The organism is Pseudarthrobacter naphthalenicus (assembly GCF_029076445.1).
In the GTDB taxonomy this organism is placed as follows: Bacteria; Actinomycetota; Actinomycetes; order Actinomycetales; family Micrococcaceae; genus Arthrobacter; species Arthrobacter naphthalenicus.
Map to the genome: position 1 here is coordinate 25,604 of NZ_JARESG010000019.1, position 23,094 is coordinate 48,697.

Consider the following 23,094-nt stretch of genomic DNA (forward strand, 5'->3'; position numbering starts at 1 on the left):
CTTGCGGTGGCCGTAAATGTCCTAGAACAGCGGCCAGGGCACCGCAGACATCTCGCCGCTCGGAGCCGGAAACCGTCCTGCCAGCCGAAGGCGGGCGCAGCGCGTGGCGAGCGATGCGATTTCTTCGGCACTGAGCAGGTCCGCCAGGTTCCGGCCCAAATCGCCGCTCAGTCCTTCGATGACACGGTCGATGCCATCGCGTTCCTCGTCCGTGAGAGCGTCCCCCAACCATCCCCACAGCACCGTGCGCAGCTTGTGGTCACGGTGGAAGGTGAGCCCATGGTCCACCCCGTGCCGGTGTCCGCCCTGCATGGCAAGGATGTGATCGCCTTTACGGTCGGCGTTGTTGACGACGACGTCGAAGACCGCCATGCGTCTGAGCGCCGGAGAGTCCTCGTGTATGAGGGCGACCATCCGCCCATTCTCATCCTGACCTTCGAGGACCTGCTTCCAGCCGGTCTCCGGTACGTGTTCCGACGCAACGAGGTCCACCGCGCTCTGCTCGGGATCTGTCTCCTGCCACAGCTGCACCATCCCTTCGCCGAACGGACCATCGCGCAGCCAGGTGCGAGGCACCACGTTCCATCCGAGGGCCTCCGAAACAAGGAAGGCGGCAACCTCCCGGTGGGCAAGGAAGCCGTCGGGAAAATCCCACAGCGCTTTCTCCCCGGCTATCGGCTTATAGACCACCGTCGTGTCCCCGACGCTGCCCAGGAAGGTCGCATTCGACGCTGTCGTTATGCGCCCGGTGAGCGTCAGCTCGGCGTTAAGCAGGTCAGGTGCCGGCATCAGTCTTCAGGCCGGGTGCAGACGTGCCCGTCGGCGTCCACGGGGTAACCGCAGAGCGGGCACGCGGGACGCCCGGCGCCTACTACCTCACGCGTGCGCTTAGCGAAGGCGCGGGCAGTGCCAACCGGCATCCGCACCAGCAGCATCTCGGGCACCTCGGCATCGTCCCCATCCAACGGTTCGTTGTTCTCATCATCGTCGACCTCGGCGATCGGGTAGGCCTCTATGACCACCTGCGCCGTCGTCGGGTCCCAGCCCAAACTCATGGCGCCGGTTCGAAACTGCTCCTGAACGGCCTCGAGCTGGTCATTGTCAACGAGTTCAATGGGGGTACTGGTGGGGACGCTGTGGGGGTTGCCTTCGACGGTGAGCAGCTGGTCGAGGATTTCGTCGATTTTATCGGCGAGCAAAGCCGACTGCTGCTTCTCCATGGCGATGCTGACGATCTGGGTCCCGGCCCGCACCTGCAGGTAGAACGTTCGGGCCCCCGGAAGACCAATGGTGCCGACGACGACCCGATCAGGCCAGGCAAACTCATGAACACGTGTAGGCATGTCAGTATTTTAGGCCATGAGATTCATGGTGCCGTGTGTCCAGCCCCGCCGCCCACCGGCGCGTCGCCGGAGCGGGTGCCGTTCGAGAGCCACGAAAGATCACCCGCGTCGGTGTTGGTCGCGTGGACGCTCGGCCGACCAGCGCCGTAGCGCACGATCGAAACGGAGGCGGGGCCCACGTTTATACGCTGGAACAGGTCAAGGTGCATGCCGAGCGCGTCGGCGAGGATTGATTTGATGATGTCGCCGTGACTTACCGCCACCCATACGGCCCCCGGCCCAAACTCGGTTTCGAAGGCCGCATCGTGGCGTCGAATTGCCGCCACCGACCGAGCCTGCATCGCGGCCATGGATTCACCGCCGGGAAAGACGACCGCGGACGGTTGCGACTGCACCACCGGCCACAGATCCTCGGTGGCGAGATCGCTGAGCATGCGGCCCTGCCACTGGCCGTAATCGCATTCGGTGAGATCGGGATCGACCGGCGCGTACGGTGTGCCGCCCTGGCGATCAAGGATGAGCCGGGCGGTCTCCTGACAACGCTCGAGGGGGCTCGACACCACCCCGACTACCGGCACGACCGCGAGCCGGTCCCCAGTCAGCGCCGCCTGGTCGCGCCCGATCTCGTCGAGGTTGACGCCGACGGCCCGGCCGGCCAGAAGCCCGGTGGCATTGGCTGTGGTGCGGCCGTGCCGCACGAGAATAACTGTCGCCATGCACCAAGCCTAACCAACCGCTCAACGCCGCTGCGCCACCGGCTCTTGCGTCGAAGAGGCAGATAAGCAACCGGGCTGAACGCCGCGGCGGCGCGGCGCTGGCACCCAAGTTAGTGCTGACCCGCCTCGTGGGTCCGGACGGGGGTGTTGCTGTGGTGGGGGCCGTGGCGCAGCTGGAGGGCGCAGTGGATGAGCGGGAAGTGGCTGAAGGCCTGGGGCGTGTTGCCCAGTTGCCGTTTGTTGCGGGGGTCCCATTCCTCGCTGAGCAGGCCCACGTCGTTCCGCAGTGTGAGCAGGCGTTCGAACAGGTCCACGGCTTTGTCCCGGCGCCCGATACCCACGAGTGCATCGGCGAGCCAGAAGGAACACGCGAGGAAGACGCCTTCGGTGCCCGGCAGGCCGTCGTCGCTGGCTTCCGGGCGGTACCTGAGTACGAACCCGTCCCGGGTCAGTTCCCGCTGGATCGCCTCGACGGTGCCGGCGACGCGGGGGTGGCCGTGGGGGAGGAACCCGACGCGGGGGATCAGCAGCAGGCTGGCGTCGAGTTCGGTGCTGCCGTAGGACTGGACGAACGTGTTGCGCTTTTCATCGAAGCCGTGGGTCATGACGTCGTGGTGGATCGTCTTCCGTAACGCGGCCCAGCGGTCCGCGGGGCCGGGAAGGCCGGATTCCCGGACGGCCTTGACCATCCGGTCCGCCGCGACCCAGGCCATGACCCGGGAGTGGGTGAATTTGCGGCGGGGGCCCCGCATTTCCCACAGCCCGTTGTCGGGCTGGTCCCACTCTCCTTCCAGGTATTCCATCAAGGCCACCTGGATGTCCCATGAATCGTCAGTGGTGCCGGGATCCGCGGCGCGGGTGAGGGCCAGCCCGTCCAGGACCTCGCCCCAGACATCCAGCTGCAGTTGCGGGGCGGCGGCGTTTCCCGTGCGGACCGGCCTGGAGCCTTCGTACCCGGCCAGCCAGGGCAGTTCGGCTTCGGGCAGCCGGCGTGTGCCATCCAGGCCGTACATGATCTGCAGGTCTGCGGGGTTTCCGGCGACGGCGCGCAGCAGCCACTCCCGCCATGCCGCAGCTTCGTCCTTGTAGCCGCAGGCGAGCAGGGACTGCAGCGTCAGGGTGGCGTCCCGCAGCCAGCAGAAGCGGTAGTCCCAGTTGCGGCTGCCGCCGGGATCCTCGGGCAGGGAAGTGGTGGCGGCGGCAACGATGCCCCCGGTGGGGGCGTAGGTCAGGGCCTTGAGCGTGATCAGGGACCGTTCCACGGCGTCCTTGTAGTCCCCGGCCATGCTGTTCCGGCCAATCCATTGTTCCCAGAAAGCCTGCGTGGAGGCCAGTGCTCCTTCGGGGTCGGTCCGGTCCGGAACCGGTTTGTAGCTGTGTGCCCACCGCAGGACAAACGGGATCCGGTCTCCGGCCCTGACCGTGAACTCGCTGACGGTGCGCATATCGCGGCCCTCCAGCGGGGCGGGCGTGCTGAGGTAGGCGGCGTCCGGGCCGGCGACGGCACTGATGCCGTGGTCCATGCGGCGGACCCATGGCACGATGCGGCCGTAGTCGAAGCGCAGGCGTAGTTCCCCCTGCATGGGAACGCTGCCTTTCAGGCCCTCCACGATGCGCACCATGTCCACCGAATCGTCCCGGGCCGGCATGAAGTCCGTGACCCTGACACTTCCCTCGGCAGTGTCCCATTCCGTTTCCAGGATCAGCGTGCCGGGCCGGTAGCGCCGGCGGGTGCAGTTGCCGGCGCCCGTCGGGGCCAACAGCCAGCGTCCCGCTTCAGGGGTGTCCAGCAGCGCCGCGAAGCAGGCCGGTGAGTCGAAGTTGGGCAGGCACATCCAGTCGACGGACCCGTTGCGGGCCACCAGGGCCGCGGTGTGCAGGTCGCCGATGATCGCGTAGTCTTCGATTCCTGTCATTTATCCCTCCCGGTTCCCGGGGCTAATACCGTGTGTTCGGCCGCCCGTGTGTTCGGCCGCCGGGTGTTACGCCGTACGGTGTTACGCCGCCGGGCAGTCACCGCCCGGACCACCGCAATGCCCACGAGGACGGCCGCACTTGCCGCTGCCACGGCCGGCATCTGCCGCGCCGTGCGGGTGCTTTCCATCACCGCCCGGGCGTCCGGACCCGGCTCGGATGTTCTCCCGGTGACCTCACTGTCATCCAGCTCCCAGGCGGAGGCTGGAGGAAAGGTCCCGGCGGGCAGCTTTTCGTTCCGCAGTTCCCGCCGCGAGGCCAGGCGCTCCCGGACTTCGGGATTCGGTGCCGTCACGGCCGTGTCTGCTGCCAGGGCGGCGGGGAGGTCGATGATATAGGGCTCGCCGTAGAACGCCGCGGAAGCCACCGCGTCCAGCCACGTATTGGTGGGGGCAGTGACGCCGCTGCGCGAGAACCCGGATTCCAGCATGTCCCGGATCTCGGGCAGGCTCCTGCCCTCAGCTTCCCGCGTGACCTCGAAAATTACTGACTGCAGCAGCACTTTCTCTTTCGCGCCGTGATCCTGGGCGCTGGGGTCCTGGCCTGTGGGGTCGGGGTCAAGCGGTTTGGCGCCGGCCGGGTTCACGCTGTCTGGGGTGGTGCTCATGGGCTTCCTTTCAGTCCTTGCTGTTGTCCATGGCTTCCTGATTCTCACCGGACCCGGTACTGGCGGGCGTCAGTACTGCGGAAGGACAACCCGTTGCCGGGGGACTTTCCGGGCCGTACCCACCCGCCGTCGGGGTCAAGCGTGCCGTCAAAGAAGAGGTTTTCGATCCGGACGTGGTCGTGGAACCATTCCAGGTGCCGGAAGTTGGGAGTGGCGGCGGCGACGGCGGCGCTCAGGTGGGGTGCGCAGTGCCCCGAAACGTCCAGGCCGTGCGCCGCAGCAACCGCGGCGACGCGCAGCCATTCGCTGATCCCGCCGCACCTGCTGACGTCCGCCTGCAGGCAGTCCACCGCGCCCGCGCCGCACATGCGCTGGAAGTACTGAAGGCCGGTGCCGTACTCACCGGCTGCCACGTCGGCGTCGACGGCGGCGCGTACGGTCCGCAGCCCGGCGAGGTCGTCGCTGGACACGGGTTCTTCGAACCACGTCACGTCTTCATCCGCAACCTCGCGCAGCACCCGGACCGCCTGCTTGACGGTGTAGCCTCCGTTGGCATCCACGAACAGTTCGGTGCCGGGCCCGACGGCGGCACGTGCCTGCCGGATGCGGTCCAGGTCCCGTGCCACATGGGTTCCGCCGTCCTGCCCGATTTTGATCTTCACGCGCGGGATGTGCAGCTCCTGGGCCCAGCCCTGGAGCTGCTCCCGCAGCTGGCCTTCGGTGTAGGTGGTGAACCCGCCGCTGCCGTAGACGGCAACCCGGTCACGGACTGCGCCGAGAAGCTTGTGCAGCGGCACCTCCAGCAGCCGGGCCTTCAGGTCCCACAGGGCACAGTCGACGGCGGAAACAGCGTAGGACGCCATCCCGGTCCGGCCGGGATTGCGCACCGCCCGGGCCATCGCTGCCGCTGCGGCCGGCACGTCCAAGACATCGATGCCCTCGACGGCGGGGCCGAGCAAACCTTCCACCAGGGCGGCGGCCGGGGCCGGGGCGTACGTCCAGCCCAGGCCACTCTTCCCGCCGCCGTCCGCTTCCACCAGCACCAGGGTGGTGGAGTCCCAGCTGTAGGTGCCGTCCGCTTCGGGCGCGTCGGTGGGCACCGTGTAGGCGCTCGCCCGTACGGCGGTGACCGGGGTGGAGGCAGCCGGCACCGGTCAGCCCTCCTTGTGCGGCAGGAATTCCTGAAGCTTGGTCTTGACCCCTTCCTTCACCACACCCCAGGCGCTGTCATCGCCCTTGATCATGGCTTCTGCCGTCTTCCGCGCCTGCTCCAGGGTGGCATGCGGCGGAATCGGCGGAATGTCAGGGTCGGTGCGGACGTCCAGGACGGTGGGCCGGTCCGCGGCGAGAGCCTTCTCCCAAGCCGGCCCGACGTCGTCGGGATCCTCCACGTGGAGGCCCTGCAAACCCAGGCTTTCGGCGAAGCCCGCGTAGTCGACGTCGGGCAGGGCCTGGGACTCACGGAAGGCGGGCACCCCGCCCATGGCGCGCATCTCCCACGTGACCTGGTTCAGGTCGTTGTTGTGCAGGACAGCCACCACCAGCCGAGGATCGTCCCATTCCCGCCAGTAGTGTTTGACCGTGATGAGCTCAGCCAGCCCGTTCATCTGCATGGCACCGTCACCGGCGAAGGCGATGGCCGGCCGGTTGGGGTAGGCGAACTTGGCACCGATCGCGTAGGGGACGCCGGGCCCCATGGTGGCCAGGTTGCCGGACAGCGAGCCCCGGACGCCGTCCCGGAACTTCAGCTGCCGCGCATACCAGTTTGCCGAGGAACCGGAGTCCGCGCTGAGCATCGCGTCCGCGGGCAAGCGTGTGGACAGCTCCGCGAACAGCCGCATGGGGTTGACCGGGTTGGCGCTGACCATGGCTTCGTCGTGCATGGTTTCCCACCAGCGGCTGATGGCTGACTCCAGGTTCTCCTGCCAGGACCGGTCCTGCTTACGGTCCAGGTGCGGAATCAGGGCACTCAGGGCGTTGGCTGCGTCCGCGATGATGTTGTATTCGTTCGGGTAGCGCAGGCCAATCATTGTGGGGTCGACGTCGATCTGCACGCCGCGGGCCTGACCTGGTTCGGGCAGGAACTGCGTGTAGGGGAAGCTGGACCCCACCGTGAGCAGGGTGTCGCAGTCCCGCATCATTTCATAGCTGGGGCGGGTGCCCAGCAGCCCGATGGAGCCGGTGACGTAGGGCAGGTCATCGGGCAACGAGTCCTTGCCCAGCAGGGCCTTGGCCACCCCCGCTCCCAGCAGTTCGGCCACCTCCCGGACCTCAGCGGCAGCCCCGCGGGCTCCCTGCCCGATCAGGATGGCCACCTTCGAACCCTCGTTCAGGAGCTGCGCCGCCGCCCTGATGGCCTCACCGTCCGGCTGGATGTCCGGCCACTGGACGCCGACGCTGGATGGGACCATCTTGAACTCGTGGGTGGGGGCGGCGTACTCGAGTTCCTGCACGTCTGCCGGAATGATTACCGCCGTGGGCGCCCGCCGGGCCTCGGCGATCCGGATGGCCCGGTCGATGACGTTGGGCAGCTGCTGGGGAACGGTGACCATCTGGACGTAGTCAGAAGCCACATCCTTGAAGAGGGTCAGCAGGTCAACCTCCTGCTGGTAGGAGCCACCCATGGCGCTGCGTGCGGTCTGTCCCACGATGGCCACCACCGGTACGTGGTCCAGCTTGGCGTCGTAGAGGCCGTTGAGCACGTGGATCGCCCCGGGGCCGGAGGTGGCCATGCACACGGCCACCCGGCCGCCGAATTTGGCGTACCCCACGGCCTCGAACGCCGCCATCTCCTCATGCCTGGCCTGGATGAATTTCGGCTGGTTGTCCGCCTTGCCAAAAGCGGCCAGGATGCCGTTGATGCCGTCTCCGGGGAAACCGAAGACTTTGTCCACACCCCACTCACCCAGCCGGGAGAGCAGGTAGTCGGCCACTGTGGTTGCCATGATCAGTCTTCCTTTGCGCTCATCGGGGCGCCGCTGCGGGCGCCTTGGATCAGGACACGGGCGGCGCGGGCCGCCAGCGCCATGATGGTCAGGGCCGGGTTGGCGCTGCCCTGGGTCGGCAGCACGCTTCCGTCCGTAACCAGCAGGTTGGGCACCGCGAAACTGCGGAGGTTCCGGTCCACCACGCCCGCGTCCTCTGTTGCGGCCATTCGGGCGCCGCCCACCAGATGTGCGTAGCGGTTGATGGTGATGACCTCCTCCGCCCCTGCCGCAGCCAGGATTCGTTCCATGACCTGCTGCGCGGCGGACATCAGCTGCCGGTCGTTGTCACACTGGCTGTAGCTGAAGCGCGCAACAGGGATGCCGTGCCGGTCCGTCTCCTCCGCCAGCGTCACCCGGTTTCCCTCGAGGGGGAGGAATTCGCACAGGGCGCCCAGGCACGCCCAGTGCGGGTAGTCGGTCATGTAGCGGCGCAGGGCGGGGCCCCAGTGCCCCTGGGCGGCAACGTGCTCGGCCCAGGTAATGGGCAGCGGGGACACGCTCTGGATGGAGAACCCCCGTTTGTAGGGCTTCCCCGGGTCCGTTTCGTAGAAGTCCTCTGTGCTGACCTCCGGGGGAGGGGCCTTCCACATCCTCACTTCGGCCTGGAACCGGCCCGCGGTTTGCGGGGCACCCTGGACCATCAGGTACCGGCCCACCTGGTCGAAGTCGTTGCACATGCCGTCCGGGAAACGGGATGAAACGGAGTTCAGCAGCAGCCGTGGTGTCTCAATCGAGTACCCGGCCACGGCCACCATCCGGGCCCGCTGGAACTTCGTTATCCCGCCCTGAACGTATTCGACGCCGGTGGCCCGTCCGGTCCGTTCGTCAAAACCGATCCTGGTGGCCATCGAATCCGCGCGGATCTCGGCCCCGTGTGCCAGGGCGTCCGGGACATGCGTGATCAGCGGGGAAGCCTTGGCGTTGACCTTGCAGCCCTGAAGGCAGAAGCCGCGGTAGATGCAGTGCGGGCGGTTGCCGAAGCGGCCGTTCGCGATGGCCACCGGCCCCACCTTTGCCGTGATCCCGCAGGCGTTGGCACCGCGCAGGAACAGTTCGCCGTTGCCGGACACCGGATGCGGCCGGTGCGGGTAGCCGTGCGGGTCACCCCACGGCCAGTGTTCGCCGGCGACGGGCAGCTCGGCCTCGATGTCCTCGTAGTACGGCCGGAGCTCGGCGTAGTCCAGGGGCCAGTCGGCGCCCACCCCGTCCGCACTGAAGGTCCGGAAATCGCTGGGGTGGAATCGCGGCGTGTAGCCGGCGAAGTGGACCATGGACCCGCCCACCCCGCGGCCCGAATTGTTTGACCCGAGCGGCACAGGGTCCGTTCCCGTGATCACACGGGGTTCGGTCCAGTACAAGTGATGGGACCCGGCTTCGTCGCTCACCCAGTCCCGCTCCGGTTCCCAGAACGGACCGGCCTCCAGGGCCACGGCCCGCCAGCCCCAGCGCGCCAGACGCTGCAGCAAGGTGGCGCCGCCTGCTCCGCAGCCGACAATAGCGATGTCCACCTCATCGGTTTCGCTGTAACGCCGCATGTCCGCCCGCAGCCGCAGGTTGCTGCCCGGCCCTGCGGGGAGCAGCCACGCCGATTCGTTGCGCTCGCGGACCCTGTTCATTGCTCTGCCCCACGGGTGGAGCTGCGGGCCGGGTCGGCATCCGGGCGGACATCCCGTACCTCGAACGGCTCCAGCCGGTCCACGCCCAGGTTCTTGTACCCCCTCGGATACGCCGGCCCGGCGAATCCGATTTCGTCCCAGGCCAGGGGATGGGAGTAGAAGGCGGTGCAGGCGTACCGGGTCCAGAGGCTCCACACCCGGTCTGCCGGCAGGCCGTGCCAAAGCTCCTGGTGCAGGTCGCAGACGTCCTGCAGGAGTTGGGCCTGCTCAACCGGGTCCAGCAGCGCGAACGTGCAGCCTGCGCGGGAGCCGGCCTCGCGGTCCAACGCAGCCAGCGTGGCCCGCCACGCCTCGCCGTCGCGCGGCATGTTGTCATAGTGCCAGCCATCGGTTTGTTCCTCCGCCAGGCGGGCGTCCACCATGTTCACCACCGGCACGCGCGGTTCACCCCGCTGGGCCAGCAACTGGTCGAAGAGGGCGCGCCCCGCGGCCTCTTCCGCAGGCGTAAAGAAGCGGACGTCCGGTGGCCGGCCCAGGCGGGATTCGACGACGGCGGCCGTGGTCCGGTCCCAATGGTCCGCCTGGGCAAGGGTGCTGAAGCCCGGGTAGCGTCCGCCGCCGTCGGGCCGTTCCAGCGGCAGCCGGCTCACGGCTCGCGCCTGAGGACCGAGGCCAGGAGGCCCATCCCACCCACCAGGGTGACCAGCAGCGGCGCGAACAGGGGCGGGCCCATCTCCAGGTTGTAGCGCAGGTTGGACAGGCCGCCGGGCTTCTGCCGGATCCCCCGCAGATGCAGCCAGGTTCCCTGCAGCCCGTTGGCGATGATGGCCGCGCTCGCCAGCGGCAGTGCGGTTTTGGCCATGCCCCGGCTGAAGACACCCGCCACGCCCGCGGCGGCACCCACCGGGCCCAGGACCACGGGGACCCACATCCACTTGTTGCCGAAACTGGCTTTGTCATGTTCAAGGTAGATTTCCGCCGCCGTGACCAGGGCGCCGGCCGCCGTCAGGCCCGAGAGGGAGCGTTCGAACCGGCCGGTCTGCACGTTCCGGATGAGCCGGTCGATGCCGTGGACCGTGCCGGTGACCGGATCCGTTGGTTGTCTGGTCTTCATGATGCTCCTTGTCCGCGGGGCCGGCCTCCTGTTGGGGGTGCCTGCCCGCTCTGCCGTGGCGTCCGGTACTTGGCTTGACTCCGCGCAACCTTTGCAGTCCGGTAACTAACCGGGGAAACTAATGCGTATGGACACACCTGCCGCATCGGAAACCCCCAGGGCGCCGGGAAGCCGGGAAATTGAAGCAGTGCTGGCTGCCGCGGACGTACTTCTGCGGGTCGTGGCCAGTTCGGTGGCCGAGGTGGAAGACATCGTCAACACGCCGCAGTTGCGCGTGCTGGTCCGTATCCACGTCCTCGGGCCCCAGAACCTGGGCGGCGTGGCCGCCGAACTGGGCGTCCACGCTTCGAACGCCACCCGCATCTGCGACCGCCTGGTGGCGGCGGGCCTGCTTGAACGCCGCGAGGATCCTGCGGACCGGCGGTACATCGTCCTGGAGCTGACCGGGAAGGGACAAACCCTGGTCAACACCGTGCTGGAGCACCGGCGGCAGGCCATCGCCGACGTGATTTCGCGGATGCCGGCCGGGCGCCGCCCTGCACTGGCTGCGGCGATGGAGGCCTTCGCCGCCGCCGCCGGGGGCCACGGGACGTCCGACGGCCGTTTTACGCTGGGGGCCGGCGCCTGAACGGGCCGGGACCGGGAGTGGCAACCCATACCTCCATTGAACGGCGGTAATTGCGGTGACGCAATAGTTGGCGGAAAGCACCGGAATGCTTGGGCTGCCACGGCGCCGGGTGCGCTGTTCATGTCCGTTCAGGTCCCTTGCCGCGGAGTGATGCCCCACTGACCCGTATGGGACTGCCCGGCATGGAGGGTGATCAGCCCTTCGCCCGAATTGAACGCGTCCGGAGCGCATGTCATTGGCTCGACGCCCAGGCCTGTCCGCCGCCGGTCGGGCTGGGGGAGGGTGTCCCCGGTGAAGATCTCCAGGTACGGGTACGTTTCGTCCGCCCAGAGCTCCACCGCCGCGGAGCTGTCGGGCCGCACGAGCCTCACCCGCGCCCGCCCGTCCGCGTCCCGGATCAGGTCCGTATAGGCGACGTCGATGTGCCGGGCGCCGAGCTGCCGGAGCTCACGCAGGTCATACTCCGTGCCGTCCACCCGCTCATGGCCCGTCGGAATGCCCCGGTCATCCACTGGCAGGAAGGTCCGCCCCGGCACCTCGACCAATCCCGCGTCGATGGTCCCGCCCGCCAGTCCCAGGCTCAGGTAGGGGTGCGCCCCGGTGCCAAAGGGGCACGGGTCCGGGCTCCGGTTGGTGACTGTCGTGCGCACGCTCAGCCCGCCGTCGTCGAGCCCGTAGTCCAGGCTGCAGTCAAGCACCCATGGCCACCCCTGGCAGGAATGCAGCGTGTAAGCGAAGGAAATGCTGTCCTCCGATTGTTCCCGGACCTCCCAGTTCCGCCAGCGGGTAAGCCCATGGATGGCCCCGCTTTTCTCCGGCTCGCTGAGGTCCAGCTGATAGGTGCCGCCGTCCCACTCATACCTGCCGTTCCTGATCCGGTTGGGCCACGGAATAAGGGATTGTCCCCTGGCTCCCGTGCACATCTCCTCAGGACCGTATCCGTCCAGGAGGGGGCGTCCGTCCAGGAAATACCCGCGCAAAGCCCCGCCGACCTCCGTCAGCTGTGCGCTCTGCCGGCCGTGCCGGATTTCGTATTGCCGGCCGGAGGGGAGCAGATGGCCGCTGTTCCGCTCTGGCCCCTGCCGGGGCTTGGCGGGGGAGGAGGTCCTGGCTTCGGGGTTCATGACTGCCTCTTTACAGTGCCGCCGTCCGCCTGGATTTCCAGGACCACCTTGACGTCGTGGGGATGGTGGTCGAAAGCCCCGGCGAAGTTGCCTAGCGGCACGCGGCGGGTGATGAGCCGCCGCAACCAGTCCGTGTCAGCAGCTGCCAGCGCCTTGGCGCCGGCGTCGTAGTGGCGCCGGTTGGCGTTGACGCTGCCAAAGACCACGCCGTTCATCAGCACCTCCTCGCGGTTCAGGGCGCCTACATCAACCCCTGTCCGCTTCCCGGTGCCGGAGACGCCGGTCAGGCACGTAATCGCGTCCTGGGCGCGGCAGCGCAGCGCATCGAGCACCACGGCGGTAACGCCCGTGCATTCGACCGTGACATCCGGTTTGAGGCCGGAGTCGGGAAGGGACTCGCTGTGATAGGTGGCGCCCAGATCCCGGACCAGCCCCGGTTTCGGGCCGTCCGTGACGACGTCGAAGACATGGACGTCCAGGCCCTGCTGGACACCCAGGAGGGCCGCAAGCAGGCCAACAGGTCCGGCTCCGGTTACGACAGCCAGGTGGGGATCGAAGTAGGCGCGCTGCCCGATCCGGCCGATCTGCTCCCAGGCTTTGGCCACGATGGTGGTGGGCTCCAGCAGCACGCCTGCCTCTTCCATCCCCGCGTCCAGTTTCACCATGGCCTGCGGTTCTGCGCGCCACCGCTCCCGGGCAAACCCGTCCCGGCCTTTGATGCCGTGCTCGGTGTACTTGCCGTTCAGGCACATATCCCACTCGCCGGCAGCGCAGGCTTTGCACGGTTCAGGGTCCGGCCGGCGGACAATGCCCACCACCAGGTCCCCTTCCGTCAGGCCGGAGTCCCGGGGAGCCTCCCGGACCCGGCCCAGGTTTTCATGGCCAAGAACCAGGTAGTCCTGGCCGGGCGGAGCCTCCCCGTACGCCGCCGCGATGATTTCGGTGTCGGTGCCGCACAGGCCAACGGCGAGGGCTTCAACCAGGACCGGCCCCTGGCTGTCCGGTGGTTCCGGGATGCCGCGAAGCTGTAGTGAGTCCTTTTTCCCCGGCGTAACCGTCAATGCTTGCATGTGCTTCTCCTTCAAGCGAAGGGTCATCTACCGCCAGTCTCCCGCGATATTTGCGTTAGCGCAACGGAATTTTGTGCGAGTCTGCCGCGCACGACTGGGAACCGGTCCGTGACGGCCGGGCTGGGCGTGTCTTGTCTAAACGACAGCGGCCAGCAGCAAGGTGAGCACGAACCCGACGATGGAGATCAGCGTTTCCATGACGGACCAGGTCTTGATCGTTTGTCCTACGGTCAGCCCGAAGTATTCCTTGACCAGCCAAAAACCCGCGTCGTTGACATGGGAAAAGAACAGCGACCCGGCACCAATGGCGAGCACAACGAGCGCTATTTGAGCCGGAGGCAGCCCGGTTGCCACGGGCGCGATGATGCCTGCCGCCGTTACCGTCGCTACCGTTGCCGAACCTGTTGCCAGCCGAATGAGCACAGCGATGATCCATCCCAGCACCAGGGCGGACAGGCTGGCTGCCACGGCGATCTTGGCGATGGCCGTACCGGTGCCGCCGTCGACCAGAACCTGCTTGAAGCCGCCGCCTGCGCCGACGATGAGCATCACCCCGACAATCGGCAACAGGCTCTGGCCGATCTTCTTCGTCAGAACCGACGCCGAGAAGCCCACCCTTGTGCCGAAGGTGACCATGGCCAGGAGCACCGCCACCAGCAGGGCAAAGACCGGATCGCCGATGAAGTCCAGCAGCGGCCGCAGCGGGTCGCCTTTGTCCATCCAAATGTCCGCCCCGGCTTTGATCAGCATGAGCACCAGCGGGGACAACAGGGTCACCAGGGTCCAGGCGAAGGATGGACTGCGGGTGGCGTCGGGATCCTGAGCCTTGGCCAGGGGCGCGTCACCACCCCGCGGATCACCCCGGCGCGGACTGGCGGGTTGAGCACCCGAAACTGGAAGCTCCGAATTTTGTGCGTTGCCGCCGGCACCGACTGTCACGGCCAGTCCCGCCCCGGCGGCACCAATGGGTACCAGCCGTGCGGCAAGACGGCCAAACAAGGGACCGGCGATAATGACGGTTGGAACCGCAATCAGGAGGCCGAAGGCAAGGGTCACACCGACGTTGGCGTGCAGGATGCCGATCGCGGCCAAGGGGCCCGGATGCGGCGGGATGAATCCGTGGAGCACAGACAGGCCTGCCAGGGCCGGAATGCCGAGCAGCATGGCCGGCCCCTTGGAACGGTGCACGGCCAGCATCACAACCGGTATGAGCAGCACCAGGCCGATCTCGAAAAACATGGGGATGCCGATGATGCCGGCGATCAGCGCCATCTTCCAGGGCAGCGTTGCCGGCCGGCCGTGGAGGAGGGTATCCACGATCTTGTCCGCCCCGCCGGAATCTGCCAACAGCTTGCCCAGCATGGCTCCGAGTGCGATGAGGACGCCGACGTAGCCAAGCACACCGCCGACCCCGTTTTCGTAGGAGGTGGTCACTTTGTCCAGCGCAATGCCGGAGGCGATGCCCACGAAGAGCGCCCCAATACTCAGGGCCAGGAAAGCGTGCATTTTCGCCCAGACGATCAGCAGGACAACAATCGCAATGCCGATGGCTGCAACGACAAGAACCTGGGTGTCATGGCCGTTCCATGGCTGGTTCATGAGGTCCGTGGTGCTGTCTGTGGCGACCCGGGTAGCGGGCCCGACGAGGCTGAGGCTTCCGTTCATGGCGCTCCTCCGTTCAGCTCGGTTTCAGGCCGAGCTGATCGATGATTTGTTGGGCAATCACTCCGGGATTCGGTCCGACATCGACGCGGATTCCGGGCTCATCCTGGGTTAGCTCCTCGAGGTCGGCGAACTGACTCGACAACAGGCTCGCGGGCATGAAATGCGCGTGCCGCCCGGCCAGCCGCTCGCCGATCGTTGTCTCGGAGCCGGACAGGAAAACGAAGACGACGCCGGATCGCCGCCGGTTAATGATCTTCCGGTAAGAGCGCTTGAGCGCCGAACACGTGATGACCCCGTTTTCCCCCTGATCCAGCCTCCGCTCGACCCAGCCGGCAACCTTCTCCAGCCACGGATATCTGTCTTCATCCGTCAGTGGATGTCCTGCGGTCATCTTCTCGATATTTGCGCGGGGGTGCAGCGCATCGCCTTCTTCGAAGGCCCAGCCCAGCCGGCCGGCAAGGAGTGCGCCAACGGTGGATTTGCCGGACCCGGAGACGCCCATGACAACCAGTACCACCGGTTCAGCCAGGGGAGCCGTCGGCGCGACGCGCGGGTCCATGGAGCCATCTTGGCAGCACCGGAGCCCGGGCGCCAGAGCACAGGTCCATGCCATCGGCACGGACCTGGCAACCGTGGGTCACTGCGCTTTTAACCTGGTCGCCTCCTGCCGTTGACTCTGTTCAGAGCCGCGAGGAGACTTTTATTTCGGGGGGGGTGCCTCGTCGAAAGGAGCCCCAAATGCCGTGGCATGTCGAGGGTACCTATTTTGAGAATTGCAATTGCGACATGGCCTGCCCGTGCACCCTTTCAGGGCTAACGGCACCGGCCGACAACGAACGCTGCAACCTGGCCCTGGCCTTCCATGTCGAAACCGGCGAAGTGAACGGTGTCGAGGTGGGTGGTCTGACGGTCTGCGTTGTGGCCGATACTCCTGCCCTGATGAGTGATGGGGGCTGGAAAGTCGGAGTTCTGATGGACGCCGCAGCCTCGGCTGAGCAGGCCGAGGCGCTCGGTGCGGTCTTTGGCGGCCAGCTCGGCGGACCGATGGAAGGCCTCGCCCCCTTGATCGGCGAAATGGCCGGCATGGAGTCCCTAAAAATGGCCTACACCGACGACGGGCGTATCCACCAGGTCCAGGTTGGCAGTGCCGTGGACATAGTGGTGGAGGACTTTGTGTCTCCACTGGATTCCACAGGACAAGGCGTGAAAGTCAGTGGCGTCGGGTTCCCGGCAGACACCCTGGCTGCCGGCACCTCCAGCACCGCCCGCGTCGACGTGTTCGGAATGACGTGGGACAACAGCGGGAAGAACTCCTACTCCGCCCCCTTCGCCTGGTCCGCTTAAGTGCCGGGCAGGGCCGGCCTTTCAGTCAGCCACCATGCAGCCGAGGTGGCGCTGATCGGTTGCGCCGCCCTGGCGTGGTATCTCACGGTCTCGGGTTTGGCGGACATGTCCGCGGGCCCGGGGACCATGGGGCTGGAGCTTTGGGGATTCCTCGGGGTTTGGACACTGATGATGGCAGCCATGATGTTGCCATCGCTGGCGCCTCTCACATCCACTTACCTGAGGACCATCCGTGCCGTCCGCAGCCCTCGGACCCGGGGCATCCGGACCACGGGCCTGGTCCTTGGTTACCTTCTGACGTGGATCGGATTCGGCGTGATCGCCTACGCGGCCGCAGCGCTGGCTGCCCTGTTGGCTCAGGATGCGCCGGACGCCGCCCCGTGGGTGGGAGCCGCGGTCCTCGCGGTGGCCGGCGCCTACCAGTTGACCCCGCTGAAGGATTTCTGTCTGAGGCACTGCCGGTCGCCCGTTGCATTCCTGTTGCACGTGTCAGGGTACAAGGGCCGCCTGCGGGATGTCCGCGTTGGTCTTTACCACGGCGTGTATTGCGTGGGCTGCTGTTGGGGCCTCATGGTGGTGCTGGTTGCGGTCGGCGTGATGAACCTGGCATGGATGGCGGTGCTCACGGGAGTGATTTTCCTGGAGAAGACATGGAAATATGGTCCTGTCCTCAGCCGCATCACTGGCGTCTCACTGATCGTTTTCGCGCTCTTCGTTCCGGCGCACCCGGAGCTCCTCCCCGGGCTCGTCATGTCCGCGCCCATGTGAACGAGGCACTATGAGGTAGGCGCACAGCGCTTTGTGACGACGACGGGATGAGAATACGTGACGACAATGCCTGCAGAGGGGGTCGGCTTCCGCTCGAAGCGCGGTCCCGTACTGATTTCCCTGATGCTTTCTACGGGCCTGGTGGCGATAGATGCGACGATCGTCGCGACGGCGGTGCCGTCGATCGTGCACGACGTTGGCGGGTTCACGTCTTTTCCGTGGCTCTTTTCTGCTTATCTCCTGGCCCAGGCGGTGTCGGTGCCCGTCTACGCCAAGCTCTCCGACGTCGTCGGCCGTAAACCCATCATCCTGATCGGGATCGGGCTCTTCCTGCTCGGTTCGGTCCTCTGCGGCTTGGCGTGGAGCATGCCGGCACTGATCGCATTCCGCGTCCTGCAGGGCCTGGGGGCGGGAGCAGTCCAGCCGATGGCGATCACCATCGCCGGCGACATCTACACGTTGACCGAGCGGGCGAAGGTGCAAGGCTACCTGGCGAGCGTCTGGGCGGTGTCCTCAGTGGTGGGCCCGACGCTCGGCGGCGTGTTTTCCGCGCTGGGCATGTGGCGCGGGATCTTCCTCGTGAACATCCCGCTGTGCCTCCTGGCGGGGTGGATGCTGATCCGAACCTTCCACGAGAACGTTCAGCGCACCAGTCACCGGATTGACTATCCGGGAGCAGGCCTGCTCACCGCCTCCCTGACACTGATCATTCTTGGGGCGCTCGAAGGCGGACAGGCGTGGGGCTGGACCTCCGCCATCAGCGTTGCGGTGTTCACCGGCGGCGCACTCCTTTTCGCCGTCTTCATCCTCGTCGAACGGAAGGCCGCGGAACCGGTCCTCCCCGCGTGGGTCATCTCCCGGCGACTGCTGGCGACGACGGCATTGATCTCTTTCGGCGTTGGAGCGGTCATGCTTGGCCTCACCTCGTACGTTCCCACGTTCCTCGAAGGTGCCCTCTCCACCTCCCCGGTCCTCGCCGGGCTCGCGCTGGCAGCCTTGACGATCGGCTGGCCAATCAGCGCGTCCCAATCGGGCCGGTTTTACCTTCGGCTGGGGTTCCGCAAGACCGCGATGATCGGCATTACCATCACGGTCATCGGTACGGCGGTCCTTGCCCTCACCGCCTCCGCACCCAGTGTTCTCCTGGTGGCTGCGAGTTGCTTCATCGTCGGGCTGGGACTGGGGCTCGTGGCCACCCCAAGCCTCATCGCCGCCCAGTCCAGCGTCGACTGGAATGAGCGTGGAGTCGTAACCGGGACGAATCTCTTCGCCAGGTCGATCGGCAGTTCCATCGGCGTCGCAGTTTTCGGGGCGGTCGCCAATGCGATCTTCGCGGGCACTCCCGGCGGCCACACGGACCCGCACACGGTCGTCGCTGCCTCCGGGGCTGTCTTCCTGGCCGTCCTCGCGGCCGCCGTTCTGACGGTGGTGGCCGTTATCGCGATGCCCGGCTCGGGCAAAAACCGCTCCAGCACCGACGCTCCGAGGGCCTCCGAGCACAGCCCGGCATCCTCCCCGGATTAGGACAGGACCATACCGGGGGAATTTTCGGTCCGCGTCTGCGTTGGGTCTGGGTATGAAAGCTATCGTTTACCGGACCACCGGCGATCCGTCTGTCCTTGAGCTCGTTGACCGCGGGATCCGGAATCCGGAGCACGGGGAGGTGCGGGTGCGGATCATGGTCTCCGGGGTGAACCCCACCGACTGGAAGTCACGCCGCGGCGCCAAGGCCGGCGAGCCTCTGCCCTTCGCGGACATTGTGCCCAATCAGGACGGCGCCGGCGTTGTGGATGCCGTCGGACCCGGCGTCGGGCACCTCCACCCCGGCGACAGGGTATGGCTGGCCCTCGCTGCCTACCAGCGCGCCGACGGCGGGACAGCGCAGGAGTTTGCCGTGTTGCCGGCCGAGCGGGTCTTTCCGTTGCCGGAGCATGCCGGGTTCGACGTCGGCGCAAGCCTGGGCGTTCCGGCGATCACCGCGCACCGGGCCCTGACCGTCGCCGAGGACGGCCCGCGCCGGCTGCACCCGGGAGCATTGGACGGCAAGATCATTCTTGTCGCCGGAGGGGCCGGTGCCGTGGGCCATGCGGCCATCCAACTCGCCAAGTGGGCCGGCGCCGTTGTGGTCACGACCGTCAGCGGTCCGGCGAAGGCTGCGCTGGTCACGGCTGCCGGTGCCGATCACGTCATCAACTACCGGGAGACCGACGCGGCCGCGGAAATCCGCCGGATCGCTCCCGACGGTGTGGACCAGATCGTGGAGGTGGCACCCGCGCAGAACGCCGACCTCGACCTGGCCGTGATCCGGAACCGCGGCTCTGTCGCTGTCTACGCCAACAACGGGGGCGACCAGCTGATCCTGGACATCCGCAGGCACTTCAGCCTCAACATCCGCTACCAATTCGTGCTGCTCTACACGGTTGGCATGGCGGCGGTGCACGCCGCCGCCGAGGACATCAATGCGGCCATCACCGACGGCGCCCTTCCGGTAGGGGAGGCCGCAGGCCTGCCGCTGCACCGCTATAGCCTGGCCGATACGGCGGCGGCTCACGCGGCGGTGGAGGACAGCATCGTCGGCAAGGTGCTGATCGATGTGGCAGCGGGCTAGCCGGTAACACCGGGCGGGCGGAAGCGCGCTACCCGCCTGCCTGGCCGTTCAGGGGCCCGGCCAGCAGGGATTCGATATCCCGGGCTGTGGCGTCAAGCCTGGCGATGGTGTCGCGCTGGATGGCCTGGAAGTATTCGGCATCGGACTCGCCGTCCTCCACCCAGTTCTCGTCGCCCAGCGACTCCATCGCTCGGCGGGTGTTGGCGGTCGCCGTCCTGATGTTCTCCAGCATCGTCTGCAACCTGGTCACGGTGGCGGGGTTCTCGTCATTCATGGTGTCCTCCTTGATGGGGCGGGTCCTGGGCAGGACGCAGGCGGGTTCGAGCTGACGATCGCTAGCCCGTGTTGTGTTGGCTGAAAGAGGCCAGCCGCGACTGCATCTCCCAGTACGGTGTGGCGGCCGGCGCCGGCTTGCCCTCGCGCAGGGCATTGACCGCGTTCACCGCAGCATCAACTGCCGCCCGGTAGGGAAGGGAGCCGGAACTGACGCGCCGAACTCCCAGCTCGCCGAGCTCAGGAACAGTCAGCGAAGGATGTGCCAGCACATTGACGGGCAAGCCAATACCTGCGGTGATGGCTCTGATGTCCTCCGGAACCACAAGTCCCGGGACAAAGATCCCGTCCGCCCCGGCGTCGGCATAAGCACCTGCCCGCAGCAGGACGGCCTCCACGGTGGCCTGCTCGCCGAACCATATGTTGTCCACTCGGGCATTGATGAACACAGCCGGGCTGCGCCGCCTGACAGCGGCAATCTTGCGGGCGAAGGCTGCCGGATCGACCAGGTGCCCGGCGGTGCTGTCCTCGAGGTTGATCCCGGCCACGCCCAGGTTGGCCAGGTGGGCCACAAACTCCGCAACCTCAGCCGGGTCATCGGAATATCCGTCCTCAACGTCTGCGGTGATGTGGACAGGCAGTCGGCACAGCTGTGCCGCGAGCGCTGCGGTCGCCGCCTTGCTGGACCGGCCCCCGTCGGGCAGACCGGCACTTGCAGCAATGCCAAAGCTGGTGGTGCCGACGGCCGGGAAGCCCGCGGCAGCGAAGGCCAGGGCGGATCCCAGGTCCCACGCGTTGGGCAGCAGCAGCGGCACCGCAGCGGTGTGGAGATCCCGAAACGTCGACATTTTCGTTCCCGTCCCTAGCCATCCAAAGAGGGGTGAATACCGATTCAGTCTACAAACGTGGCAGACCGGCGCAAGGGACCGGCGGTCGCCCGAGGCTGGAACCGGGTTGGGCCCATGCGCCCGGCGGAACCACAGCAAAACAGGGCGAATTACCCTGTTGGATGGCAGGCCGGGTGCTTATCCTGTCAGGTAAGGACCGCCGCGACACGCGGTCCTGAGGCCGCCGGCACGTCCCGGGAAGCCTTCCCGCTCCGGTGGCCCGTCTCGATGAGGAGGCGTCGATGTCCACTCCTGATGTGCCGACACGCGGGCCGGCCAGACCCGGTCCCTATGTCATCGCGGGGATCCTGCTGATTATCGCCATCGCGGTGCCCCTGTTCGTACCTGCATATGCCCTCGACGAGCCGCGTTTGGCAGGCATGCCGTTCTTCTACTGGTACCAGATGATGTGGATTCCGGTCACTGCGGCCCTGGTGGGAGCATCGTACTGGCTGGTCACCAAGGAAGACCGCCGTCGCCGTGAAGCGGTGCGCAGCGCCACGGGTGCCGGGGAGAAGCCATGAGCACCGTCACTGTGCCGTTCGCCGTTCCTGACCGTCCCGTGAGCGGCGTTGCCCTCACCATTGTGATCATCCTCTTCGTTCTTGTGGCTGCGTTGGGGTTCGTTGCGGCGCGCTGGCGCCGTGAAGAGGCCACCGGGCTGCACAGCCTGGACGAGTGGGGCCTTGGCGGCCGTGGTTTCGGTACCTGGGTGACCTGGTTCCTGCTCGGCGGCGATCTCTACACGGCCTACACCTTCGTGGCAGTACCGGCTGCCATGTGGGCCACCGGAGCCGTGAGTGGCTTCTTCGCGGTTCCGTACACGATCGTGCTGTATCCGATCGTGTTCCTCCTGATGAGCCGCTTGTGGTCCGTCTCGCACCGGCATGGCTTCGTCACACCGGCCGACTTCGTGGGCGGCCGCTACGGCAGCAAGGCTCTCTCCCTGGCCGTCGCCGTCACCGGCATTGTCGCCACCATGCCCTACATCGCATTGCAGCTGGTCGGCATCAAGGCAGTCCTGACGGTCCTTGGCCTGGGCAGTGCGGAGAACCCCTTGCTGACGGACATGCCGCTGATCATCGCCTTCGTGGTGCTTGCCGCCTACACCTACACGTCAGGCCTTCGTGCCCCTGCCCTGATCGCTGTGGTGAAAGATCTGCTGATCTACCTGGCAGTGATCGTTGCGGTCATTTACCTGCCCATCAAGTTCGGCGGCTGGGGAACAATTTTCGACGCCGCCCAGGCCAAGTTGGGTGCCGTCAACCCGGCCACCGGCAAACCCGCCGGTGTCTTCATTCCCGGGGCCGGAAGTTACTCCGCCTACTGGACGCTGGCCTTGGGCTCGGCCCTGGCGCTGTTTATGTACCCGCATTCCATCACCGGCGTGCTGGCGACCAAGAGCAGGAACACCATCCGCAAGAACGCCGCGGTGTTGCCGTTGTACTCGCTCATGCTGGGATTCCTGGCGCTGCTGGGCTATGCCGCGATTTACGCCGGCACCAAACCCATTGACCTGAACGGCGCCGTTAACCCGCAGCTGGTGGTTCCGCAACTGTTCCTGGACCACTTCCCGAGCTGGTTTGCCGGCATAGCCCTTGCCGCCATCGCCATCGGCGCCCTGGTCCCTGCCGCCATCATGTCAATCGCCGCGGCCAACCTGTTTACCCGCAACATTTACAGGGATCTGATCAGGCCCGACGCCGAACCCCGGCAGGAAGCCAAAGTCTCCAAAATCGCTTCCCTGGTTGTGAAGTTCGGGGCATTGATCTTTGTCATCGCCATGGACCAGTCCGCCGCCATCAACATGCAGCTCCTTGGCGGCATCTGGATCCTGCAGACCTTCCCGGCAATCGTGGCGGGGCTGTATACGCGCTGGTTCCACCGGTGGGCGCTGTTCCTCGGCTGGGCGGCCGGAATCATTTACGGCACCATTGCGGCTTACAACGTGGTCAACCCGGTCACAAAAGCCCACTTCGGCGGCTCCATCGCAGCGATCCCCGGCACCGACGTCCAGGTCTACATTGCCGTGGTGGCCTTCGGGATAAACCTGATTGTTGCCGCCGTCCTGTCCGTGGTCTTCCGTGCCATCAAGGTCCCAGCCGGTGTCGACATCACCCGCAGTTCGGACTACGGTGCCGACGAAAACGATCCGAAGGTCGCTGAGATCCAGCGCGACTACCCCCTCGGCGAACCCGGCGCCCCGACCTTCTGACGGGATTGAGCCGGCTACCGGCAACGACGAGGTATGTGAGCTACATCACAGAACGGTGCGATCCAAATCACAAACATTGCCGGTTTAGGCCTTGTGCGCTCAGGAGTAATCTGGTATGCATCACCAGCAATGGGGCTGGTGCTGACCAAGGAGTC

At 66.6% G+C, this 23,094-nt stretch carries 23 protein-coding genes; 7 read left to right on the top strand and 16 right to left on the bottom strand.

The genetic code is table 11. The features are described from left to right. Positions 1 to 21: 21 nt before the first annotated feature. The 10 genes from PY310_RS16760 to PY310_RS16805 form a co-directional block, all read right to left on the bottom strand. Positions 22 to 789, bottom strand: a complete 768-nt coding sequence (locus PY310_RS16760) for an SCO1664 family protein (protein WP_275215603.1) — start codon at positions 787 to 789, stop codon at positions 22 to 24. After that, positions 789 to 1,343 (bottom strand): DUF3090 domain-containing protein, encoded by a 555-nt coding sequence (locus PY310_RS16765; RefSeq protein ID WP_275215604.1) that lies wholly within the window; start codon positions 1,341 to 1,343, stop codon positions 789 to 791. Before PY310_RS16765 ends, PY310_RS16760 begins: the two co-directional genes overlap by 1 nt. 23 nt (positions 1,344 to 1,366) lie before the next feature. Beyond that, entirely contained in the window at positions 1,367 to 2,059 is a 693-nt protein-coding gene (locus PY310_RS16770; RefSeq protein ID WP_275215605.1) for a histidine phosphatase family protein, read from the bottom strand. A gap of 110 nt (positions 2,060 to 2,169) precedes the next feature. Continuing rightward, on the bottom strand, positions 2,170 to 3,975 hold the full coding sequence (locus PY310_RS16775) for a glycoside hydrolase family 15 protein (protein WP_275215606.1): 1,806 nt from the start codon (positions 3,973 to 3,975) through the stop codon (positions 2,170 to 2,172). After that, entirely contained in the window at positions 3,972 to 4,640 is a 669-nt protein-coding gene (locus PY310_RS16780; RefSeq protein WP_275215607.1) for a hypothetical protein, read from the bottom strand. The genes PY310_RS16775 and PY310_RS16780 overlap by 4 nt, the downstream gene beginning before the upstream one ends. Positions 4,641 to 4,684: 44 nt before the next feature. Beyond that, complete coding sequence (locus PY310_RS16785) at positions 4,685 to 5,791, bottom strand: enolase C-terminal domain-like protein (protein WP_275215608.1); 1,107 nt, start codon at positions 5,789 to 5,791, stop codon at positions 4,685 to 4,687. Positions 5,792 to 5,794: 3 nt separating this feature from the next. Further along, on the bottom strand, positions 5,795 to 7,585 hold the full coding sequence (locus tag PY310_RS16790; RefSeq protein ID WP_275215609.1) for a thiamine pyrophosphate-requiring protein: 1,791 nt from the start codon (positions 7,583 to 7,585) through the stop codon (positions 5,795 to 5,797). A gap of 2 nt (positions 7,586 to 7,587) precedes the next feature. Beyond that, on the bottom strand, positions 7,588 to 9,243 hold the full coding sequence (locus PY310_RS16795; protein ID WP_275215610.1) for a GMC family oxidoreductase: 1,656 nt from the start codon (positions 9,241 to 9,243) through the stop codon (positions 7,588 to 7,590). Continuing rightward, positions 9,240 to 9,893, bottom strand: a complete 654-nt coding sequence (locus tag PY310_RS16800) for a gluconate 2-dehydrogenase subunit 3 family protein (RefSeq protein ID WP_275215612.1) — start codon at positions 9,891 to 9,893, stop codon at positions 9,240 to 9,242. The genes PY310_RS16795 and PY310_RS16800 overlap by 4 nt, the downstream gene beginning before the upstream one ends. Then, on the bottom strand, positions 9,890 to 10,357 hold the full coding sequence (locus tag PY310_RS16805; protein ID WP_275215613.1) for a hypothetical protein: 468 nt from the start codon (positions 10,355 to 10,357) through the stop codon (positions 9,890 to 9,892). The genes PY310_RS16800 and PY310_RS16805 overlap by 4 nt, the downstream gene beginning before the upstream one ends. A 127-nt stretch (positions 10,358 to 10,484) precedes the next feature. Here PY310_RS16805 and PY310_RS16810 point away from each other — a divergent pair, with 127 nt between their 5' ends. Further along, positions 10,485 to 10,985 (top strand): MarR family winged helix-turn-helix transcriptional regulator, encoded by a 501-nt coding sequence (locus tag PY310_RS16810; RefSeq protein WP_275215614.1) that lies wholly within the window; start codon positions 10,485 to 10,487, stop codon positions 10,983 to 10,985. Positions 10,986 to 11,113: 128 nt separating this feature from the next. On the opposite strand, the gene PY310_RS16815 is transcribed toward PY310_RS16810, so the two are convergent. The 4 genes from PY310_RS16815 to PY310_RS16830 form a co-directional block, all read right to left on the bottom strand. Continuing rightward, positions 11,114 to 12,109: an aldose 1-epimerase family protein gene (locus PY310_RS16815; protein WP_275215615.1), complete on the bottom strand. Its 996-nt coding sequence runs from the start codon at positions 12,107 to 12,109 to the stop codon at positions 11,114 to 11,116. Further along, entirely contained in the window at positions 12,106 to 13,179 is a 1,074-nt protein-coding gene (locus PY310_RS16820) for a glucose 1-dehydrogenase (protein WP_275215616.1), read from the bottom strand. The genes PY310_RS16815 and PY310_RS16820 overlap by 4 nt, the downstream gene beginning before the upstream one ends. 135 nt (positions 13,180 to 13,314) lie before the next feature. Continuing rightward, entirely contained in the window at positions 13,315 to 14,778 is a 1,464-nt protein-coding gene (locus PY310_RS16825) for a GntT/GntP/DsdX family permease (RefSeq protein ID WP_275215653.1), read from the bottom strand. Positions 14,779 to 14,857: 79 nt separating this feature from the next. Further along, complete coding sequence (locus PY310_RS16830; RefSeq protein ID WP_275215617.1) at positions 14,858 to 15,403, bottom strand: gluconokinase; 546 nt, start codon at positions 15,401 to 15,403, stop codon at positions 14,858 to 14,860. 179 nt (positions 15,404 to 15,582) lie between these two features. On the opposite strand from PY310_RS16830, the gene PY310_RS16835 reads away from it, so the two are divergent. From PY310_RS16835 to PY310_RS16850, 4 genes are all read left to right on the top strand, one after another. Beyond that, on the top strand, positions 15,583 to 16,188 hold the full coding sequence (locus PY310_RS16835) for a DUF1326 domain-containing protein (protein WP_275215618.1): 606 nt from the start codon (positions 15,583 to 15,585) through the stop codon (positions 16,186 to 16,188). After that, positions 16,189 to 16,956 carry a DUF2182 domain-containing protein gene (locus PY310_RS16840; RefSeq protein ID WP_275215619.1) on the top strand — a complete coding sequence of 256 codons (768 nt, stop codon included), beginning with the start codon at positions 16,189 to 16,191 and terminating at the stop codon, positions 16,954 to 16,956. It abuts the gene before it with no gap. A gap of 66 nt (positions 16,957 to 17,022) precedes the next feature. Next, positions 17,023 to 18,480, top strand: coding sequence for an MFS transporter (locus tag PY310_RS16845; RefSeq protein WP_419095513.1), 1,458 nt, complete (start codon positions 17,023 to 17,025; stop codon positions 18,478 to 18,480). A 52-nt stretch (positions 18,481 to 18,532) separates the two neighbouring features. Next, entirely contained in the window at positions 18,533 to 19,564 is a 1,032-nt protein-coding gene (locus PY310_RS16850; protein WP_275215621.1) for an NADPH:quinone reductase, read from the top strand. A 28-nt stretch (positions 19,565 to 19,592) separates the two neighbouring features. Here PY310_RS16850 and PY310_RS16855 read toward each other — a convergent pair whose 3' ends face one another. Together PY310_RS16855 and PY310_RS16860 are read right to left on the bottom strand one after the other, a co-directional pair. Then, positions 19,593 to 19,838 carry a hypothetical protein gene (locus PY310_RS16855; protein ID WP_275215622.1) on the bottom strand — a complete coding sequence of 82 codons (246 nt, stop codon included), beginning with the start codon at positions 19,836 to 19,838 and terminating at the stop codon, positions 19,593 to 19,595. Between the two features lie 61 nt (positions 19,839 to 19,899). Continuing rightward, complete coding sequence (locus tag PY310_RS16860) at positions 19,900 to 20,685, bottom strand: isocitrate lyase/PEP mutase family protein (protein WP_275215623.1); 786 nt, start codon at positions 20,683 to 20,685, stop codon at positions 19,900 to 19,902. Between the two features lie 281 nt (positions 20,686 to 20,966). Between PY310_RS16860 and PY310_RS16865 the strand changes: the two genes are divergently transcribed. Together PY310_RS16865 and mctP are read left to right on the top strand one after the other, a co-directional pair. Next, a complete protein-coding gene (locus tag PY310_RS16865) occupies positions 20,967 to 21,248 on the top strand; it encodes a DUF3311 domain-containing protein (protein WP_275215624.1) in 282 nt (93 codons plus the stop codon). Beyond that, positions 21,245 to 22,939 (top strand): monocarboxylate uptake permease MctP, encoded by a 1,695-nt coding sequence (gene mctP, locus PY310_RS16870; RefSeq protein ID WP_275215625.1) that lies wholly within the window; start codon positions 21,245 to 21,247, stop codon positions 22,937 to 22,939. The genes PY310_RS16865 and mctP overlap by 4 nt, the downstream gene beginning before the upstream one ends. The last annotated feature ends 155 nt before the right edge of the window (positions 22,940 to 23,094 follow it).

Bases quoted from the DNA above. Each gene is read 5' to 3' on its own strand.
- PY310_RS16860 (WP_275215623.1), bottom strand. From the start codon at position 20,685: ATGTCGACGTTTCGGGATCTCCACACCGCTGCGGTGCCGCTGCTGCTG.
- PY310_RS16795 (WP_275215610.1), bottom strand. From the start codon at position 9,243: ATGAACAGGGTCCGCGAGCGCAACGAATCGGCGTGGCTGCTCCCCGCA.
- PY310_RS16825 (WP_275215653.1), bottom strand. From the start codon at position 14,778: ATGAACCAGCCATGGAACGGCCATGACACCCAGGTTCTTGTCGTTGCA.
- PY310_RS16805 (WP_275215613.1), bottom strand. From the start codon at position 10,357: ATGAAGACCAGACAACCAACGGATCCGGTCACCGGCACGGTCCACGGC.
- PY310_RS16765 (WP_275215604.1), bottom strand. From the start codon at position 1,343: ATGCCTACACGTGTTCATGAGTTTGCCTGGCCTGATCGGGTCGTCGTC.
- PY310_RS16820 (WP_275215616.1), bottom strand. From the start codon at position 13,179: ATGCAAGCATTGACGGTTACGCCGGGGAAAAAGGACTCACTACAGCTT.
- PY310_RS16790 (WP_275215609.1), bottom strand. From the start codon at position 7,585: ATGGCAACCACAGTGGCCGACTACCTGCTCTCCCGGCTGGGTGAGTGG.
- PY310_RS16810 (WP_275215614.1), top strand. From the start codon at position 10,485: ATGGACACACCTGCCGCATCGGAAACCCCCAGGGCGCCGGGAAGCCGG.
- mctP (WP_275215625.1), top strand. From the start codon at position 21,245: ATGAGCACCGTCACTGTGCCGTTCGCCGTTCCTGACCGTCCCGTGAGC.
- PY310_RS16770 (WP_275215605.1), bottom strand. From the start codon at position 2,059: ATGGCGACAGTTATTCTCGTGCGGCACGGCCGCACCACAGCCAATGCC.
- PY310_RS16760 (WP_275215603.1), bottom strand. From the start codon at position 789: ATGCCGGCACCTGACCTGCTTAACGCCGAGCTGACGCTCACCGGGCGC.
- PY310_RS16815 (WP_275215615.1), bottom strand. From the start codon at position 12,109: ATGAACCCCGAAGCCAGGACCTCCTCCCCCGCCAAGCCCCGGCAGGGG.
- PY310_RS16835 (WP_275215618.1), top strand. From the start codon at position 15,583: ATGCCGTGGCATGTCGAGGGTACCTATTTTGAGAATTGCAATTGCGAC.
- PY310_RS16855 (WP_275215622.1), bottom strand. From the start codon at position 19,838: ATGAATGACGAGAACCCCGCCACCGTGACCAGGTTGCAGACGATGCTG.
- PY310_RS16845 (WP_419095513.1), top strand. From the start codon at position 17,023: ATGCCTGCAGAGGGGGTCGGCTTCCGCTCGAAGCGCGGTCCCGTACTG.
- PY310_RS16830 (WP_275215617.1), bottom strand. From the start codon at position 15,403: ATGGACCCGCGCGTCGCGCCGACGGCTCCCCTGGCTGAACCGGTGGTA.
- PY310_RS16780 (WP_275215607.1), bottom strand. From the start codon at position 4,640: ATGAGCACCACCCCAGACAGCGTGAACCCGGCCGGCGCCAAACCGCTT.
- PY310_RS16850 (WP_275215621.1), top strand. From the start codon at position 18,533: ATGAAAGCTATCGTTTACCGGACCACCGGCGATCCGTCTGTCCTTGAG.
- PY310_RS16865 (WP_275215624.1), top strand. From the start codon at position 20,967: ATGTCCACTCCTGATGTGCCGACACGCGGGCCGGCCAGACCCGGTCCC.
- PY310_RS16775 (WP_275215606.1), bottom strand. From the start codon at position 3,975: ATGACAGGAATCGAAGACTACGCGATCATCGGCGACCTGCACACCGCG.